This is a genomic window from Aliidiomarina maris, assembly GCF_003987335.1.
GTDB classification, from domain to species: Bacteria; Pseudomonadota; Gammaproteobacteria; order Enterobacterales; family Alteromonadaceae; genus Aliidiomarina; species Aliidiomarina maris.
The window spans coordinates 57,523-73,462 of the sequence record NZ_PIPK01000007.1; the positions used below are offsets into that span (position 1 = coordinate 57,523).

Here is a 15,940-nt window from a genome sequence, read left to right on the forward strand (position 1 = left end):
CCAACGCGCAGGAGTATCGCTATGAGTAGCGCCGACAAACCAACCAGTTCGACCCTTAGTATGGCAACCTTAACGGCTCAAGCTTTGGGCTTAGTCGATTCGCAAACACGCTCGGTTGTGTTGCCGATATACCCTGCCACCACCTATTTGCGCGATACTGATAACCAGTACTGTAGCGGACATGTGTATTCACGTGACGATAACCCGACATATAAACCTGTTGAGTCGCTGCTATGCAAGCTTGAAAAAGGCGAGGACGCATTGCTATTCGGCTCAGGCATGGCCGCCGCAGTCGCGGTATTTCAAGCCTTACGCCCGGGCGACCACGTCATTGCACCTAAGGTTATGTATTGGTCGCTGCGCAACTGGTTGCTAGGCTTTGCGACTGACTGGGGTTTACAAGTGAGTTTGGTTGATTGTACTGACACCGAGGCAGTCGCGCGCGCGATCATTCCCAACAAGACTCGCCTGGTGTGGTTAGAAACTCCTGCTAACCCGATGTGGACCTTAAGCGATATTGGCGCTATCAGTCAGTTGTGTAAGCCCCATCAAATTACCCTTGCTGTTGACTCAACCTGCGCCACACCTGTATTGAGCCAACCTTTGACCTTGGGTGCTGATATTGTCATGCACTCGGCCACTAAATACTTAAATGGCCATTCCGATGTTATCGCAGGTGCACTAATTACTGCCCAAGACACCCCGTTGTGGCAACGCATTCGCACTATTCGACGCGCAGGTGGCGCGGTAATGAGTCCATTTGACGCTAGCCAGTTGTCGCGTGGGATGCGCACTTTGGTGATTCGGGTGCAGCAAGCATGCCGCAACGCAGTTGCGATTGCTGAAGCGTTACAACAACACCCGTTAGTCACTCACGTGCATTACCCTGGCTTGTTGAGCGGTGAAGCGCTGGCATTAGCGCAGCGTCAAATGCCAGGCGGGTATGGCGCAATGTTGTCGGTCCAGGTTCGTGGTGGCGAGGCGGCAGCGATCGCAACAGCCGCCCACACGAAACTATGGAAGCGGGCAACCTCCTTGGGGGGTGTCGAGAGTTTAATTGAGCACCGGGCCAGTATTGAAGGGCAGGGCACGCCAGTCCCAAATGACTTGTTACGTTTATCGACAGGTATTGAGGACGCGGACGAGTTACTTGCTGATTTTATTCAAGCACTTGAGGCAGGGCATGACGTTTAAAGTGCCCGCAGGCTTTAAAGAGACCGAGTTAGAGATTAAGAAAAGCCGCTTTATTGCTTGGGCGGCGCCCGTGCAAACGCGTGAGGATGCGCTGGCCTGGGTCGAGCAAGCCAAGGTGGCTTTTCCAGACGCAAGGCATCATTGCTGGGCTTATTTGTTGGCGAGCTCTGGTGCCGCCACGCATGCTGCAGCCAACGATGATGGTGAGCCTTCGGGCACGGCGGGCAAGCCGATTTTAAATGTGATTCAGCATAAAGACATTGCCAATGTGGTGGTCATAGTGATTCGCTACTTTGGTGGCATCAAACTAGGCGCTGGCGGGCTAGTGCGTGCCTATGCAGGTGCCAGTGAGCAAGTCTTAAGCCAACTCGAAGTCAACGAGCTGGTAGCTACGCAAGTACGATATGTACGCTGTGATTTTGCTCAAGAGCAGCAAATACGCCACTTCTGTCAGCAGCAGGGGGTAACCGTGGTTGACGTGACGTATGCGGAGCACGTCACCTTAACCCTTGAGGCACCTGAACATGTGCTTGCGGATCTCGAAGCGTTAGCGGCGAGCTTGCAAGCGCACGTCTTGGAAACGTCTGGCACAAGCGATTAAATGACGAAATATATGACGCTGACGGCGCAAATACAGCAAAAACTCTGGGTGCCATTGCACGCCCATTAAGAAGTCGTAGCCTGGGTCTTCAATCGCCTGCACAATCCCATCCAAGTCACGTCCACTGACCTGCAAGCCGTCGCCCAGACGGTCAATGGCTTGATTATGCAAACTGTTAATCGGGGCCTTAGCGCCACCGAGTAACCTTTGCAGCTGGGTTTGTTGGCGAATGCAAAGGGTTTTAACCGGCAACACAGTCCAGCGGTTTGAGGTAATTTGACGGCGGCTTTTGAGCTCTTGCATCAGATTGCCACCGCGGCACACATTGAGTAGCTGCGCACCCCGACAAATCCCCAGCAGTGGCGTTCTTGAGTTCAATGCCGCGTGAATCACGGCTTGCTCAAAGGCGTCGCGCTCGGCATCGTACTTAGGTTGAACCTCTGGCTCTGCGGCGTACAGCACAGGGTCGACATCGTGCCCGCCGGTCACTACAAAGCCATCAAATTGGCTTAAATCCAGCGTGTCTTGGGGCCGAATTTGGCGTGCTTCGCCACCATAAAGCTTCACGATAAGTGCCACACATAGGCGAGGCATCAAAGCTTTGGTCTGCGGCCCGGTAATTCCAATCAGCGGCTTGCCATTTGGCGAGGGCATACTTACATGTCCTCGAGGTGGATGAGCCACTGTTTGCGCACTTCACGGCTCCAGTCGCTCTTACGTGGCCGCAATACATGTTGCCACCAAGGACGCTGTTCATTCTTTTGCCATTGTTTTGCACACTGACGCAGGCGAGCCTTGTCTTGGGCTAATGCTTCGACTTGCAACCAACCGTTCCATGCAAGGTGGATACCCCAATCAGGTAAGTGAATTTCACAGTTAGGCAGCCGGTAGTGAAAAGCTGGGCGCGCTTTAATCAGCGGATCTTGGGTAAACTCCTGCACTAACTCTTCATTGATAAAAGCAAATAACGGCAGTAGATCAAGGGCGCGGTTACGTGTTGGATTGTCAGTTAAGTAGTCACGAATTAGCTCGTCGTTTGAAGTAGGCCAATAATCTTCAGCGAGTACTTTTTTGACGTATTTAGTTGGAAATGGGTCGACGTAAGTGGTGATACGGCGAGTAAAGTTAATCGAAGCCTCGTCATGCAACCAATCGTACAGGCATAAGAAAGCTTTCAAATACCGTGTGATAGTATCGACGTCAAGACTAGGAAGTTCAGGGTTTAGCTGCATACTGAACGCGTACAGCACAGAGTCAGACGTGCCTTTTGCGCCGGCTTTACGGAGTGTCTCGATTAAGGCTTGCACCTCGTCGAGTCGACGCATATCCAAGGGTGGGCTGACGAGTTCGTGTGGCACCAGGGGCTTGGAAACCAGTTCCAGTAGGCTTTCAATATCTTTTTTATGCCCTTGGTGCTCTTTTTCCCCCATTTCCTTGAGCAAACGGAAGTCGAGCTCGGTTAGCCACTCGCCATCGTCGTCGCCTTTCAAGGTATATTGATAGCGACTGGTCGGTTCAACCTTGAGGTTAAAAAAATCCGCAACTATGGTCGATAACTGGTCAATACTGAGGCCGCTCATCTCCATTTCGACACCAATGCGACGCGCGTTGCCGTCGGCATTGGTGAGCAGCTGAGGCATGTGGATTCTGTGTTCGGCTGACATACTACACCTCTATGGAATCGCGTGGGTCAAGGCCTGATTACTAAGGTCAACTTGGCAAAATTGTTCTGGGTAATGGTTGAAGGCATCACGCCAATTACTGCGAATCGGTTCGATATCGCCGATTCCAAAGCGTAATAGCTCTGGAATACTGTAATAAAAGCCTTGGTGCGCAGTTTCAGTGCAGCCTGATGCTTCTGTATAGCCATAGGCGGTGACTGTTTGGTCGACCGCAATACGATCAAAAAAGCGGATTTCACGGCGCAGGAATGCATCCATATACTGCTCCGCAACAAAGCGCACACCGGGAATTAGTAAGCCCTGATGCTGCTGAGTCCAGCTCGACGACAAGGCACCGCCCGAGAATGCGACAATGGACTCTGGCGCAAGATATTTCTGCCGCGCTGCGGTAAATAAATAGTTCGCGCATACGCTTAAGCAATATTCCTCAACCACCAAGTCGAGTTCACGGCGGTGAATAAAATAGCCTAGTTGCATGGTCGCAAGTGGATCGCCTTCAGTCACGTTGACCCGCACGCGCTCCACATTGTATGAACTGGTAAGGGAGCGCACTTGCTCTATGGTTGCCTCGCTAATGAAGCCGCTTATTTGTAACTCACTGTCAGTAATTCTGACGGATGAGCTAGGCGTTTCAGTAGGGCTACTACTACATGCGCTTAACGCAAAACCAGCGAGCAATAGACAACTAAGGCGGGCAACGCGAGCAGACAGGTGTTGAAATACAGGCATAGGAAGCTCTTATTGTTATGTTAAGTAGTAATAGTTACGTCATGTTCTAAGCAATCAAAGCAGTGTGTTTACTTTGACTCAATCCGCTGTAAAGTCAACCGCTGAGCTAGTTTATCTACTAGGTGTTGGCGTTCAGGGTCGTCATTCTGGCGGGAAGCAAGTCGTGAACGGGTGGTCGCCACGCTCGGCTGGAAACGCTGAAACTGCTCCGCACTCGCTATCGATGACCAGCCTGGAAAACCTCTCGCGTGCTCAAAAAATGGCTCAAAATCTGCTAACTCAGCGGTGTCGACCGTTAACGTTGACGGGCTTTGGTTGGCGTGAGCCCGGGAATCTAAGTGCCTGGTAAGTTGCTGACAGCGCGCAACCAATAGTTTCAGCACTGAGGTTTCCACACTTAGTTCGCGGTAGCCACGCAATTTGTCTTTAACCCGTTGCCCGTAACTACGCCAGCTTTGCCAAGCGCCCCCCAGAGTGGCGCCAAGTAAAGTGGCACCGCCCAAGGTGGTGCCCAACATCATCACGTCGATGCCAGCGCCGACAGCGGCACCGCCCGCCGCAACTTTGCTGGTTTGAATACCGAAAGACTTCAAGCTGTGCGGGTTAAATAAGTCGTGTTGCCAACGGCCTTGGCTCAGTTGCAGTGCGTTAATATCGACGCTGTCAACGCTAAAGCCATAGAGCTTAAACAGACTATTCGTTGCGTGTTGCTCACGCTGTCTGACCAATTGCTGAAGGTCGTTCACTTGCTGATTAAGCGCGTCAGCGTCTTGTGTCGTGGTGTGTAAGCGCAGTGCGCTGCAATCGACGATAAGCTCAGCAATGATCTGGCTGGCGGCATGCTGGCGTTGGGTTCTGCGTTGCTGTATCTCTTGTTGCCATGCGCTTAATAAAGCGCGGCGAGTTGGCAATAGGGTGGCTAAGTTGGCATAAATCAAGGCTTCGCCCTGGGCTTCTGGGGTAACGCTGTCAAACGCGACCCAAGCGTGTAAATTGACATTTGCCAGCGCTTGTTGCCAGGCGCTTTGTTGACTCTCTGGGCTCGACGAAAAGTTAAGTATTGGGAGTAACGGCCTTGCCGCCATACTCAGAATTGCCAGTTCGTCTTGAAACTTGGCCAACACAGGGTCGCGGGTGTCGATCACATATAGCCCGGCATCGCACTGCAAAAGTTGGCGAATCACTTTAGCCTCTTGGGCATAACTTGCATCCGCTTCTGGGCTGGCCAGAAACTGTTGTAATAGCTTAGGACCATCGTGGCGCAGTTGCTGGCGCTGGGCTAAGTGCTGCAGATACTCGTACAGGCCGACCCCATCTTCTAATCCCGGGGTGTCATACCATTCCACCACTGAGGACTGCCATTCAACGCGCGCGACACTCACATCGCGCGTGGTGCTCGGCTGATCGCTGACCTGGCCAAAGGTTGCGTCACGCAATAGCGTGCGCAGCAACGAGGTTTTGCCAACGTTGGTATGCCCGACAATGGCTAATTTAATGCTGTCCACTTTGCTTTCAACTCCAATGTGCTTTCAACTCCAATGTGCGTTCAACTCCGTAACTGTCGCTACCCAATTGTTATCCACGACTTGGAAAGATTCGATGTGTAACGGCGTGGGCACATGTTGGGTTAAATACTCGCGCCACATCTCAGTGCGCTGACTGCCAGTCTCAGGACGTGCGTTCACCAGTGCAATGTGTAGCTGCCTGCTCGACGCGCCCTGTTTTGTCAAACTCTGGATAAACCGTAAACTGCCGCGTTCAGGGGACAGCCGCGCATTGACCACCACCAATAAGGGGCGGTTTGGGCCTTGGGTTAGTATATTTAAAGCATGCTGGCGCTGCGCGCCACTGTTGACCAATTCGCAGTGCACCGCAGTGGGTTGCTGCTGCCAAGCGTGACGAAAGTTGGCATAGTCATCTTCTGGCCAATCTAAATAATAGACCAAGGCTACAGTCGAATTAACTGCTTGCGTGCTAGGTTGGCTCTTTCGTTGCGAGCTGGCTTGCATATGGAGTTCTGCTGGCGCTGGGTCCACCACACGCACCTGGCGTTGCTCAAAGGCCGGTAATAACTCACTGTAACCGGGCAAGGTGGGGTTGATAGTGAGTGTGCCCACACGTTGGCGTAACCAAAGCTTACAACCCAGCCAGCAGAGTATACGTGGCGCGACAGCATAGAGCAGCACGCAGGTTAACAGCCACCAAGCCGTTTGTTGCGGGTTGAAACTGCCACCTTGCTCAATGTTTGGTGCACTGAGCCCAAACCACGCAGGCACTGTATGCAAGGTAGCAACCAGCATCTGAATGTGCTGCTCGCTAAGCAGCGTGGTAGGCCATGAAAACTGATAATCAGCGACTACAAAACGGACAAACAGCGTCATCCAGGCTGCGCTTAACAGTGTCAGCCACATGCTATGGGCAATGGTTCCCAGACCCGGGCGAATTAGCCTCTGCTGTTGTATCAATTGGCTTAAGCCTAGCGCAGCATTGACGTGGACAGGGTTACGTAACTTTGACAGTAGGTGATGAAATCCCCAGCCAAGCGGTGAGCTGGCGCGATTACCGACAAGGTTGGCGATGCCCCACAGCACAATGAATAAGCCATTCACGACGATGAGCATGACGATGGCTTCTACCACACTGACGGCACCCGCTTGCTGCGGTGTCAGTGAAATAGCCAGCCCCACGCCGCTCAACCCGGCAAACAATAACAAGGCGATATAACTAACGCGTAACAGCATAGTGACATGACGAATGCCCTGATCAAATTGGTGTTGTTGCGCTAATTGCTCGGCACGGCGTTGTACAAAATGCTCGAAGTTGGAGGCGGTGCGCGCATGGCGAATAGCTTCGGCGTCGGCAAAAGGGCCTTGAGTCGCCTCAATGCGGCGAATAACAGCGGATGTCCAATGTGAAAGAAAATGCGAATGACTCTGTGCTTGCCCCATGCCAGCCTTAAGTTGGTGCGTTTGCCAACAGTATGCAAGGCCGATATAAATTGTCAATTTAATCCAATTCACGAGAAATTTCCCTAGGGTTCTCGACGTACGCATTTGTGCTGGCTATAATGTCGCGTCAATTTTTAACGTGAGCTCATTTAAGCCACTCGTGAATGCTACTCGTGCTATTCGAGCCAGCGACTCGATTAAGCGACACGATGAGCAGCCATCCAGGTGATGTTGAGGTAGATTAGTAATGCAGGTTTCCGTAGAAACAACACAAGGTTTAGAGCGTCGCGCGACAATTGTTGTGCCGGCTGAAAAGATCGATAACGAAGTCAAAAAACAGGTCCAGCAGGAAGCTCGTCGTGCGCGCATTGATGGTTTCCGCCCTGGCAAAGTGCCTGTGAGCGTGATTGAAAAGCGTTTTGGCCAAGCTATCCGTCAAGATGTTGCCATGCAAGCGATGCAGCAACAGTACATTGAAGCGATGATTCAGGAAAAGTTGAACCCTGCTGGCGCGCCAAAATTCGAACCAAAAACCATGGAAAAAGGTAAAGACCTTGAGTTCGTGGCTATTTTCGAAGTCTATCCAGAAGTGGAATTGAAAGACTTAGAAAAAGTTGAAGTCGAAAAACCAGTTGCGGAAGTAACTGAAGGCGACGTTGACAACATGCTGGAAACATTGCGCAAGCAACACGCTGGCTGGAAAGAAGTTAAGCGTGCAGCAAAAGACAGCGACCGTGTCGTGATTGATTTTGCTGGCAGCATCGACGGCGAAGCCTTTGACGGTGGTAAAGCGTCTGACTTCGCACTTGAAATGGGACAGGGTCGTATGATCCCTGGCTTCGAAGAAGGTATCGCAGGCATGAAAGCTGGCGAAGAAAAAACTATCGAAGTCACGTTCCCTGAAGAGTACCACGCTGAAAACCTGAAAGGTAAAAAGGCAGAGTTTGCTATCACTTTGAAGAAAGTTGAAGAGCAAGAATTGCCAGAATTGACTGCCGAGTTCGTTGAGCAGTTCGGTATCACTGAAGGCGGTGTCGACGCACTACGCGCAGAAGTGAAAAAGAACATGGCTCGCGAATTAAAAGGTGCAGTGAATAACAAAGTAAAGCAGCAAGTGATTAAAGGCTTGTTAGCTGCAAATACTGACGTGCCAGTGCCGTCAGCATTGAAAGAGCAAGAAGTGAACGCATTGCGTCAGCAAGCGTTACAGCGTTTCGGTAACAACGCGAAGAACATGCCTGAATTGCCAGCTGAGTTATTCGAAGAGCAAGCTAAAGAGCGTGCTCAAGTCGGTATCTTATTAGGTGAAGTGATTCGCGGCAATGAGCTTAAAGTTGACGATGCTAAGGTGAAAGATTTGATCGAAACCACTGCATCTGCGTATGAAGATCCGCAAGAAGTGATCGAATACTACAACAGCAACCAAGAGTTGATGCAGCAAGTTCGCAACATGGCGCTAGAAGAGCAAGCAATTGAGCTGATTCTAGAAAAAGCCAAGGTGACTGAGAAGCCAATGAGCTTCGATGACGTGATGAACCCACCACAGCAATAATTATTGCTGATTGAGTTCACAATTGCTTTAATGGCTCGGGTGGGTAACACTCGAGCCATTTTCATTAAGGAGCTTTAGCTTTTATGCAAAACACAACACCCGACCCAATGGCGGCATTAGTGCCAATGGTGATAGAACAAACCTCAAAAGGTGAGCGCTCATTTGATATCTATTCGCGCTTATTAAAAGAGGGTGTAATTTTTATGGTGGGCCAAGTGGAAGAACATATGGCGAACCTAATTGTCGCGCAAATGTTGTTTCTTGAGTCTGAAAACCCAGATAAAGACATCAGCCTTTATATCAACTCACCGGGTGGCTCAGTGACTGCGGGGATGGCTATCTACGACACCATGCAGTTTATTAAAAATGACGTGAGTACGGTTTGTATTGGCCAAGCGGCTAGTATGGGTGCATTTTTATTAGCCGGTGGCGCTAAAGGTAAGCGCTATTGTTTGCCGAACTCGCGGGTCATGATTCATCAACCGTTAGGTGGCTTCCAAGGCCAAGCGTCAGATATTGAAATTCACGCCAAAGAGATTTTGTATATCAAAGATAAGTTAAATCGTATTTTAGCTGAGCACACTGGACAGGACGTCGAGCGTGTCGCACGTGACACCGACCGCGATAATTTTATGAGTGCACAAAACGCAGTGGATTATGGTATTGTGGATTCAGTGCTGACCCACCGTGGTCAAAAGTAAGCAGTAAACAGCACCCAGCGCTGGAGAGTTAGATGACAGACAAAACAAGTGGCAGCGACAAAGACGGTAAAGCACTTTACTGTACTTTTTGTGGTAAAAGCCAGCATGAAGTGCGCAAGTTAATCGCCGGCCCTTCGGTGTTTATTTGCGACGAGTGCGTGGATTTATGCAACGACATTTTGCGTGAAGAAATTAAAGAAATAGCGCCACAGCGTGATGAAGACGATGTGCCTACGCCGCACGATATTCGTCAGCATTTGGATGACTATGTCATTGGCCAAGATCGCGCCAAGCGTGTGTTGGCAGTAGCGGTTTACAACCATTATAAGCGCTTGTCGAATGCAGGCGTTTATAACGATGTTGAGCTGGGTAAAAGTAATATTTTGCTAATAGGTCCTACTGGTAGTGGTAAAACCTTATTGGCAGAAACCTTAGCCCGCTTCCTGGATGTGCCATTTACGATGGCCGATGCAACCACGCTAACCGAAGCCGGTTACGTGGGTGAAGACGTTGAAAACATCATCCAAAAGCTGCTGCAAAAGTGTGATTACGACCCGAAAAAAGCAGAGCGTGGCATTGTCTATATTGATGAAATCGACAAGATTTCACGCAAGTCTGATAACCCGTCGATCACGCGTGATGTGTCGGGTGAAGGCGTGCAGCAAGCGTTGTTGAAGTTGATTGAAGGCACGATTGCCTCGGTACCGCCGCAAGGTGGTCGTAAGCATCCACAACAAGAATTCTTGCAAGTTGATACGTCAAAAATCTTGTTTGTGTGTGGTGGTGCGTTCTCTGGTCTGGATAAAGTCATCGAACAGCGTTTAGCTGTGGGCTCAGGTATTGGTTTTGCGGCGGAAGTAAAAGCCAAAAAAGACAAGCCAAGCGGTGATGTGCTGGCTCAAGTTGAGCCGGAAGACTTAGTCAAATATGGTCTTATTCCAGAGTTCATCGGACGCTTGCCTGTAGTTGCCAGCTTAAATGAGCTAGATGAAGACGCGCTAGTGCAAATTTTAAGTGAGCCGAAAAACTCATTAACCAAACAATATTCGGCATTATTGTCGATGGAAGACGTTGAACTTGAGTTCCGTGACGACGCGCTACGTGCCATAGCACGCAAAGCTTTGTCGCGTAATACGGGTGCACGTGGCTTACGCTCTATTGTTGAAGACGTTTTACTTGGCACTATGTATGACTTACCGTCGTCAGACGGGGTAAGCAAAGTGGTGATCGATGAAACGGTTATAAACGGCGAATCTGACCCGATTTTAATTTACGGGAAGAAGAAAGACGCCAAAGCTTCAGGCGAATAAGTTGAAAAAAGCATCACTTAACTCAAAAAAAGGGCCATTTAGGCCCTTTTTTTTTGCTTCCTATTGAACTTTCGCGCGAAGCCCGCATATTTAAGCATAGAGATTTTCTTTTGCGCCAATGGAGATAAAAATGACAGATACAAGCAACGAGCGCTTTAGCATACCCGTGTTGCCGTTACGCGACGTCGTGGTGTACCCACATATGGTAATTCCATTATTCGTGGGTCGGGAAAAGTCAATTCGTTGTCTTGATGAGGCCATGGACAATGACAAGCAAGTGTTCTTAGTGGCGCAAAAAGATGCCGGTGTCGACGAACCGAGCAGTGATGATATTTATCAGGTGGGGGCAGTTGCCACCATCTTACAAATGCTTAAGCTACCAGACGGCACGGTCAAAGTGTTGGTCGAGGGTAAACAACGCGGCAAGCTGGTCGAGTATGAGCAAAGCGAGCCATTTTTCCGTGCACAGGTTGAGTACTTAGACTCTCAGCCATTGGACGACAAAGAAGAAGAAGTGTTGGTACGTTCAGCCATGAACCAGTTTGAAGGGTACGTGAAGCTGAATAAGAAAATTCCTCCTGAGGTGATTACGTCATTACAGGGTATTGATGATGCAGATCGCCTGGCGGACACCATGGCCGCTCACATGCCGCTTAAGCTGGCAGATAAGCAACATGCCTTAGAAATTATTGACATACGCGAGCGCGTTGAACATTTGATGGCGATGATGGAAGGCGAGATTGATATCTTGCAAGTGGAAAAGAAAATCCGTAGTCGCGTTAAGCAGCAAATGGAAAAGAGCCAGCGCGAGTATTATTTGAATGAGCAGATGAAAGCCATTCAAAAAGAGCTGGGCGAGAGCGAAGATGGTGTTGATGAATTTGAGCAGTTAGAGCAAAAAATTGAAGCTGCACAAATGCCTGATGAAGCGCGCGATAAGACTAAAGCCGAGCTACAAAAGCTGAAAATGATGTCGCCGATGTCCGCTGAAGCGACAGTAGTACGTGGTTATATTGACTGGATGGTGTCGATTCCATGGAAGAAGCGCTCGCGGGTGAAAAAAGACTTAGCTAAAGCGGAAGAGATTTTAGATGCGGATCACTTTGGTTTAGAAAAAGTCAAAGAGCGTATTATTGAATATTTAGCGGTGCAACAACGTACCAGTAAAGTCAAAGGCGCAATTTTGTGCTTAGTAGGTCCTCCAGGTGTGGGTAAAACCTCGTTAGGTCAGTCGATTGCGAAAGCCACAGGGCGCAAATATGTGCGCATGGCCTTAGGCGGCGTGCGTGACGAAGCGGAAATTCGTGGTCATCGCCGCACCTATATTGGCTCAATGCCGGGTAAGCTGATTCAAAAGATGTCAAAAGTAGGCGTGCGCAACCCGCTATTTCTACTCGATGAAATCGACAAGATGTCATCGGACATGCGCGGCGACCCTTCATCGGCCTTACTTGAAGTGCTTGACCCTGAGCAGAACAGTAATTTCAACGACCATTATCTGGAAGTTGACTACGACTTGTCGGACGTCATGTTTGTGGCGACTTCGAATAGCATGAATATTCCAGGCCCGCTATTAGACCGGATGGAAGTCATTCGGTTGTCAGGTTATACCGAAGACGAGAAGCTTAACATTGCGAAGCGTCATTTGCTGGAAAAGCAAATGGAACGTAATGGCTTGCGCAAGAACGAGTTAACGATTAAAGACGACGCTATTATTGGCATCATTCGTTACTACACACGTGAAGCTGGGGTACGTAACTTAGAACGTGAAATTTCAAAGCTTTGCCGCAAAGCAGTGCGTAATATCTTGATCAATAAGAAAATCAAGTCGATTACGATTACCGCCAAAGACCTTGAAGATTACCTCGGTGTGCAGCGCTTTGATTACGGTAAAGCCGAAGAAAGCAACCAGATTGGTCAAGTAACAGGCTTGGCTTGGACACAAGTGGGCGGCGATTTACTTACCATTGAAGCGACCAGTGTATCGGGTAAAGGTAAGACGACTTTCACCGGCTCACTCGGCGATGTCATGAAAGAATCTATCAGTACCGCGATGACGGTCGTGCGTAGTCGCGCGGACAAGCTTGGTATCGCAGATGACTTCCACGAGAAGCGCGATATTCATGTGCACGTACCGGAAGGTGCTACGCCGAAAGATGGCCCGAGCGCTGGTATTGCCATGGTAACCGCTTTGGTGTCATCACTGACCTCGAACCCAGTACGTGCTGACGTTGCGATGACCGGTGAAATTACCTTGCGTGGTGAAGTGCTTGCCATTGGTGGTTTGAAGGAGAAACTTTTAGCCGCCCACCGTGGTGGGATTAAACGAGTGTTGATTCCGAAGGACAACGAGCGCGATTTAAAAGAGATTCCAGAGAACATTAAAGGTGATCTTGAGATTCACCCAGTGCAGTGGATTGATGAAGTTTTGCACTTAGCATTGGCGCAAGACCCGGTAAAAACGGTTAAAACAGGCGCTGGGCGGAAGAAAAAATAGCCGCCCAGGCTAAATTTGCAGAAAAATTTGTTAAAAATGCTGAAAAAGGCTTTTCATACGCAACGACTGTGATAGCCTAGTGAAAGTTACTCCAGCCCTTGCTGAGCAAGGTACAGAGGACTTTCGCAAATACTTTAGTCTAAGAACATTTACCTTGAACTAAAGATATAAGCTTGTTATAAACTTTTCTGGCCCATGTAAGATGGTTCCATGGAACTCCATAATAACAATGTAAGGGGATGATACTGTGAACAAGTCTCAGCTAATTGACAAAATTGCAGCAGATGCTGAACTCTCAAAAGCGGCTGCAGGTCGTGCTTTGGACTCAATGATCGATGCAGTAACAGAAGCTTTGAAAAACGATGACCAAGTAGCTTTGGTAGGCTTCGGTACTTTTAGCGTTCGTGAGCGTTCTGCGCGCACTGGCCGTAACCCGCAAACTGGTGAAACTATCCAGATTTCTGCAGCTAAAGTGCCTTCTTTTAAAGCTGGTAAAGCGCTAAAAGACGCCGTTAACTAAGCGATTGCAAAACAAAGAGTGTTAAAGGCACCCAATAGGGTGCTTTTAATTTGGAGTGGTAGTTCAGTTGGTTAGAATACCGGCCTGTCACGCCGGGGGTCGCGGGTTCGAGTCCCGTCCACTCCGCCAATTTTGTTAGCTAAAATTCCACCTGTCTTGGTAATTATGTTAGTATCGGGACTAGGTGGCGAAAGAGAAGCGCACCCAACCCGGTGCGCTTTTTTTATAGCCTGAATATACGTCAACAGTGATATCAACTGATTAAGAGACTGGATTATGCTCGACAGGATTCGTGAGGGCTCTAAAGGCCCCGCAGCAAAGATTATCCTATTTGTGATTATTATCACGTTTGCCCTTACTGGTGTAAGCGGCTACTTAGGCGGTGGTAACGAAGATTATGTGGCTGAAGTCAATGGTGAAAAAATTTCACGCATGGACTTTGACCGCGCTTACCAAAATGAACGCGCCCGGATGGAAGAGCAGCTTGGTGATTTCTTCGACAACTTGTTGGCCGATGAAAGCTACATGCGTGATTTTCGCCAAGGCGTGTTGGAGCAACTGATCGAGGAGCGCTTAGCGACCCAGTTTGCACGCGAGCAAGGTTTCCGTCCATCTCCGGAGTCGATTCGCGACAATATTCGCCGCATGCCTGAGTTCCAGATCGGTGGTCAATTCAACAACGATCGGTATGTCGCTTTGTTGATGAATGCGGGCTTTACCCCTGAGCAATTTCGCGATTATATGGCCAATGAATTAGGCCGTTCAACTATGTTGTCTGGCATTATGATGTCTGAGTTCATGTTGCCGTCAGAAGCTGAGTATTTCCAGCGTCTGCAAAATCAGCGTCGCAGTGGTGAATTTTTACGTATTCCAGTAGAAAGTTACACGGATAGTGTAACCGTCAGCGATGAAGAGATTGCCGAGTTTTACGCGCAGAATGAATCGCGCTTTGAAACTGAAGAGCGCATTCGCGTTGAATATGTAACCCTTGATTTTGATGATGTGCTGGCAACGATAGATGTTTCTGAAGAACAAGCACGCCAGTTCTACGAGCAAAATACAGCAAACTTCCGTTCACCAGAGCGCCGCGAAATTGCGCATATTCTGGTTGAAGGCGATGACCAAGCCACACGCGAGCGCGCAGAAGCATTGTTAGCCCGAATTCAACAGGGCGAAGACTTTGCTGAGTTAGCGGCAACTGAATCTGACGACACGTTTAGCGGTAGCGATGGCGGTGAGCTTGGTCGTTTAGAGCGCGGCATGATCGACCCTGATGTTGAAGATGCTGGCTTTGCCCTTGCACAACAAGGCGACGTATCTGAAATTATACAGTCAGAATTTGGCTTCCATATTGTCAAACTAACGATGTTACGTGAATCACAAGTTGATGCATTTGACGACGTGCGCGATATGATAGTGACCAACTTACGACGCGAGCGTGCTGAGCAAGCTTACTTTGAAATGCAACAAGAGTTGTCGCAGATAGCCTTTGAGATGGACAACAGCTTAGAGCCTGCGGCTCAGGCACTAGATCTCGAGATTCAGGTTAGTGACTGGATTGGTCGTCAAGGCAGTGCCGAATTCGACGACCAGCGCGTGTTGAATGAAATCTTTTCACGCGATGTCGCCCGCGACAACTTAAATAGCGAATTGCTTGAAATTGGTGAGCGTAGCTATGTGTTCCGTGCTGCTGAGTATCAACAAGCCAGTGTGATGCCACTTGAAGATGTGCGCGAGCGTATTGAGCAGACCCTATTGTTACGTAAAGCTCGCGAAGAAGCACAGCAGTTCGCGCAGCAGCTACTCGACGACTACCGTGCTGGTGAGTTACCTGCAGGCGTTGATATGGAGTCTTTTGACGCAGTATCACGTTACAGTGACAGTGTCCCAAGCGCAGTAATTAATCAGTTGTTCCGCCTGCCTGTACCAACGGACGGCAGTGTGTCAGCTGAGATCACTGAGTTACGCGATGGCGATATTGCCATTGTCGCTGTGACGGAAGTGATGGAAGGCGAGGTCGACAGTGACAGCTTGGCGCAAGTGACTGAGCAGTTCCAAGCGCGCTATATTGACGCTGCCTATCAAGCCTTTATGGATGCACTGAAAGAACAAGCGTCAATACGTCGCAACCTGTAAGTTAAGTCTTACCATCCAACTGCAGCAAAAAAGCCGTACTGAATGAACAGTACGGCTTTTTTATTGGCGG

At 49.4% G+C, this 15,940-nt stretch carries 13 protein-coding genes and 1 tRNA gene; 9 read left to right on the forward strand and 5 right to left on the reverse strand.

Annotation, left to right across the window (positions count from 1 at the left end; translation table 11 throughout):
- Positions 1–21: 21 nt before the first annotated feature.
- On the forward strand, positions 22–1,194 hold the full coding sequence (locus CWE07_RS08730) for a trans-sulfuration enzyme family protein (RefSeq protein WP_241974110.1): 1,173 nt from the start codon (positions 22–24) through the stop codon (positions 1,192–1,194).
- Complete coding sequence (locus CWE07_RS08735; protein WP_111569543.1) at positions 1,184–1,795, forward strand: YigZ family protein; 612 nt, start codon at positions 1,184–1,186, stop codon at positions 1,793–1,795. The genes CWE07_RS08730 and CWE07_RS08735 overlap by 11 nt, the downstream gene beginning before the upstream one ends.
- On the opposite strand, the gene CWE07_RS08740 is transcribed toward CWE07_RS08735, so the two are convergent.
- The 5 genes from CWE07_RS08740 to CWE07_RS08760 all read right to left on the reverse strand — a co-directional run bounded on the left by CWE07_RS08740 (position 1,742) and on the right by CWE07_RS08760 (position 7,226).
- Positions 1,742–2,449 carry a gamma-glutamyl-gamma-aminobutyrate hydrolase family protein gene (locus CWE07_RS08740; protein WP_111569542.1) on the reverse strand — a complete coding sequence of 236 codons (708 nt, stop codon included), beginning with the start codon at positions 2,447–2,449 and terminating at the stop codon, positions 1,742–1,744. The two genes, CWE07_RS08735 and CWE07_RS08740, sit on opposite strands and share 54 nt — an antisense overlap.
- Positions 2,450–2,451: 2 nt before the next feature.
- Complete coding sequence (locus tag CWE07_RS08745; protein ID WP_111569541.1) at positions 2,452–3,459, reverse strand: amidoligase family protein; 1,008 nt, start codon at positions 3,457–3,459, stop codon at positions 2,452–2,454.
- A gap of 9 nt (positions 3,460–3,468) precedes the next feature.
- Positions 3,469–4,206: a hypothetical protein gene (locus CWE07_RS08750; protein ID WP_111569540.1), complete on the reverse strand. Its 738-nt coding sequence runs from the start codon at positions 4,204–4,206 to the stop codon at positions 3,469–3,471.
- Positions 4,207–4,274: 68 nt separating this feature from the next.
- Complete coding sequence (locus CWE07_RS08755) at positions 4,275–5,711, reverse strand: GTPase/DUF3482 domain-containing protein (RefSeq protein WP_111569539.1); 1,437 nt, start codon at positions 5,709–5,711, stop codon at positions 4,275–4,277.
- Between the two features lie 24 nt (positions 5,712–5,735).
- Entirely contained in the window at positions 5,736–7,226 is a 1,491-nt protein-coding gene (locus CWE07_RS08760) for a DUF2868 domain-containing protein (protein ID WP_157983253.1), read from the reverse strand.
- 175 nt (positions 7,227–7,401) lie between these two features.
- Between CWE07_RS08760 and tig the strand changes: the two genes are divergently transcribed.
- The 7 genes from tig (at position 7,402) to CWE07_RS08795 (ending at position 15,870) form a co-directional block, all read left to right on the forward strand.
- Positions 7,402–8,706, forward strand: a complete 1,305-nt coding sequence (gene tig / locus CWE07_RS08765; RefSeq protein WP_111569537.1) for a trigger factor — start codon at positions 7,402–7,404, stop codon at positions 8,704–8,706.
- A gap of 83 nt (positions 8,707–8,789) precedes the next feature.
- Positions 8,790–9,407 (forward strand): ATP-dependent Clp endopeptidase proteolytic subunit ClpP, encoded by a 618-nt coding sequence (gene clpP, locus CWE07_RS08770; RefSeq protein WP_111569536.1) that lies wholly within the window; start codon positions 8,790–8,792, stop codon positions 9,405–9,407.
- Positions 9,408–9,439: 32 nt separating this feature from the next.
- Positions 9,440–10,717, forward strand: coding sequence for an ATP-dependent protease ATP-binding subunit ClpX (gene clpX / locus CWE07_RS08775; protein WP_111569535.1), 1,278 nt, complete (start codon positions 9,440–9,442; stop codon positions 10,715–10,717).
- A 130-nt stretch (positions 10,718–10,847) separates the two neighbouring features.
- On the forward strand, positions 10,848–13,214 hold the full coding sequence (gene lon, locus CWE07_RS08780) for an endopeptidase La (protein WP_111569534.1): 2,367 nt from the start codon (positions 10,848–10,850) through the stop codon (positions 13,212–13,214).
- Positions 13,215–13,461: 247 nt separating this feature from the next.
- Positions 13,462–13,734: a nucleoid-associated protein HU-beta gene (hupB, locus tag CWE07_RS08785; RefSeq protein ID WP_111569533.1), complete on the forward strand. Its 273-nt coding sequence runs from the start codon at positions 13,462–13,464 to the stop codon at positions 13,732–13,734.
- Between the two features lie 52 nt (positions 13,735–13,786).
- Positions 13,787–13,863: transfer RNA gene (locus CWE07_RS08790), tRNA-Asp, on the forward strand.
- A 147-nt stretch (positions 13,864–14,010) separates the two neighbouring features.
- Positions 14,011–15,870, forward strand: a complete 1,860-nt coding sequence (locus CWE07_RS08795) for a SurA N-terminal domain-containing protein (protein ID WP_111569532.1) — start codon at positions 14,011–14,013, stop codon at positions 15,868–15,870.
- Positions 15,871–15,940: the final 70 nt, after the last annotated feature.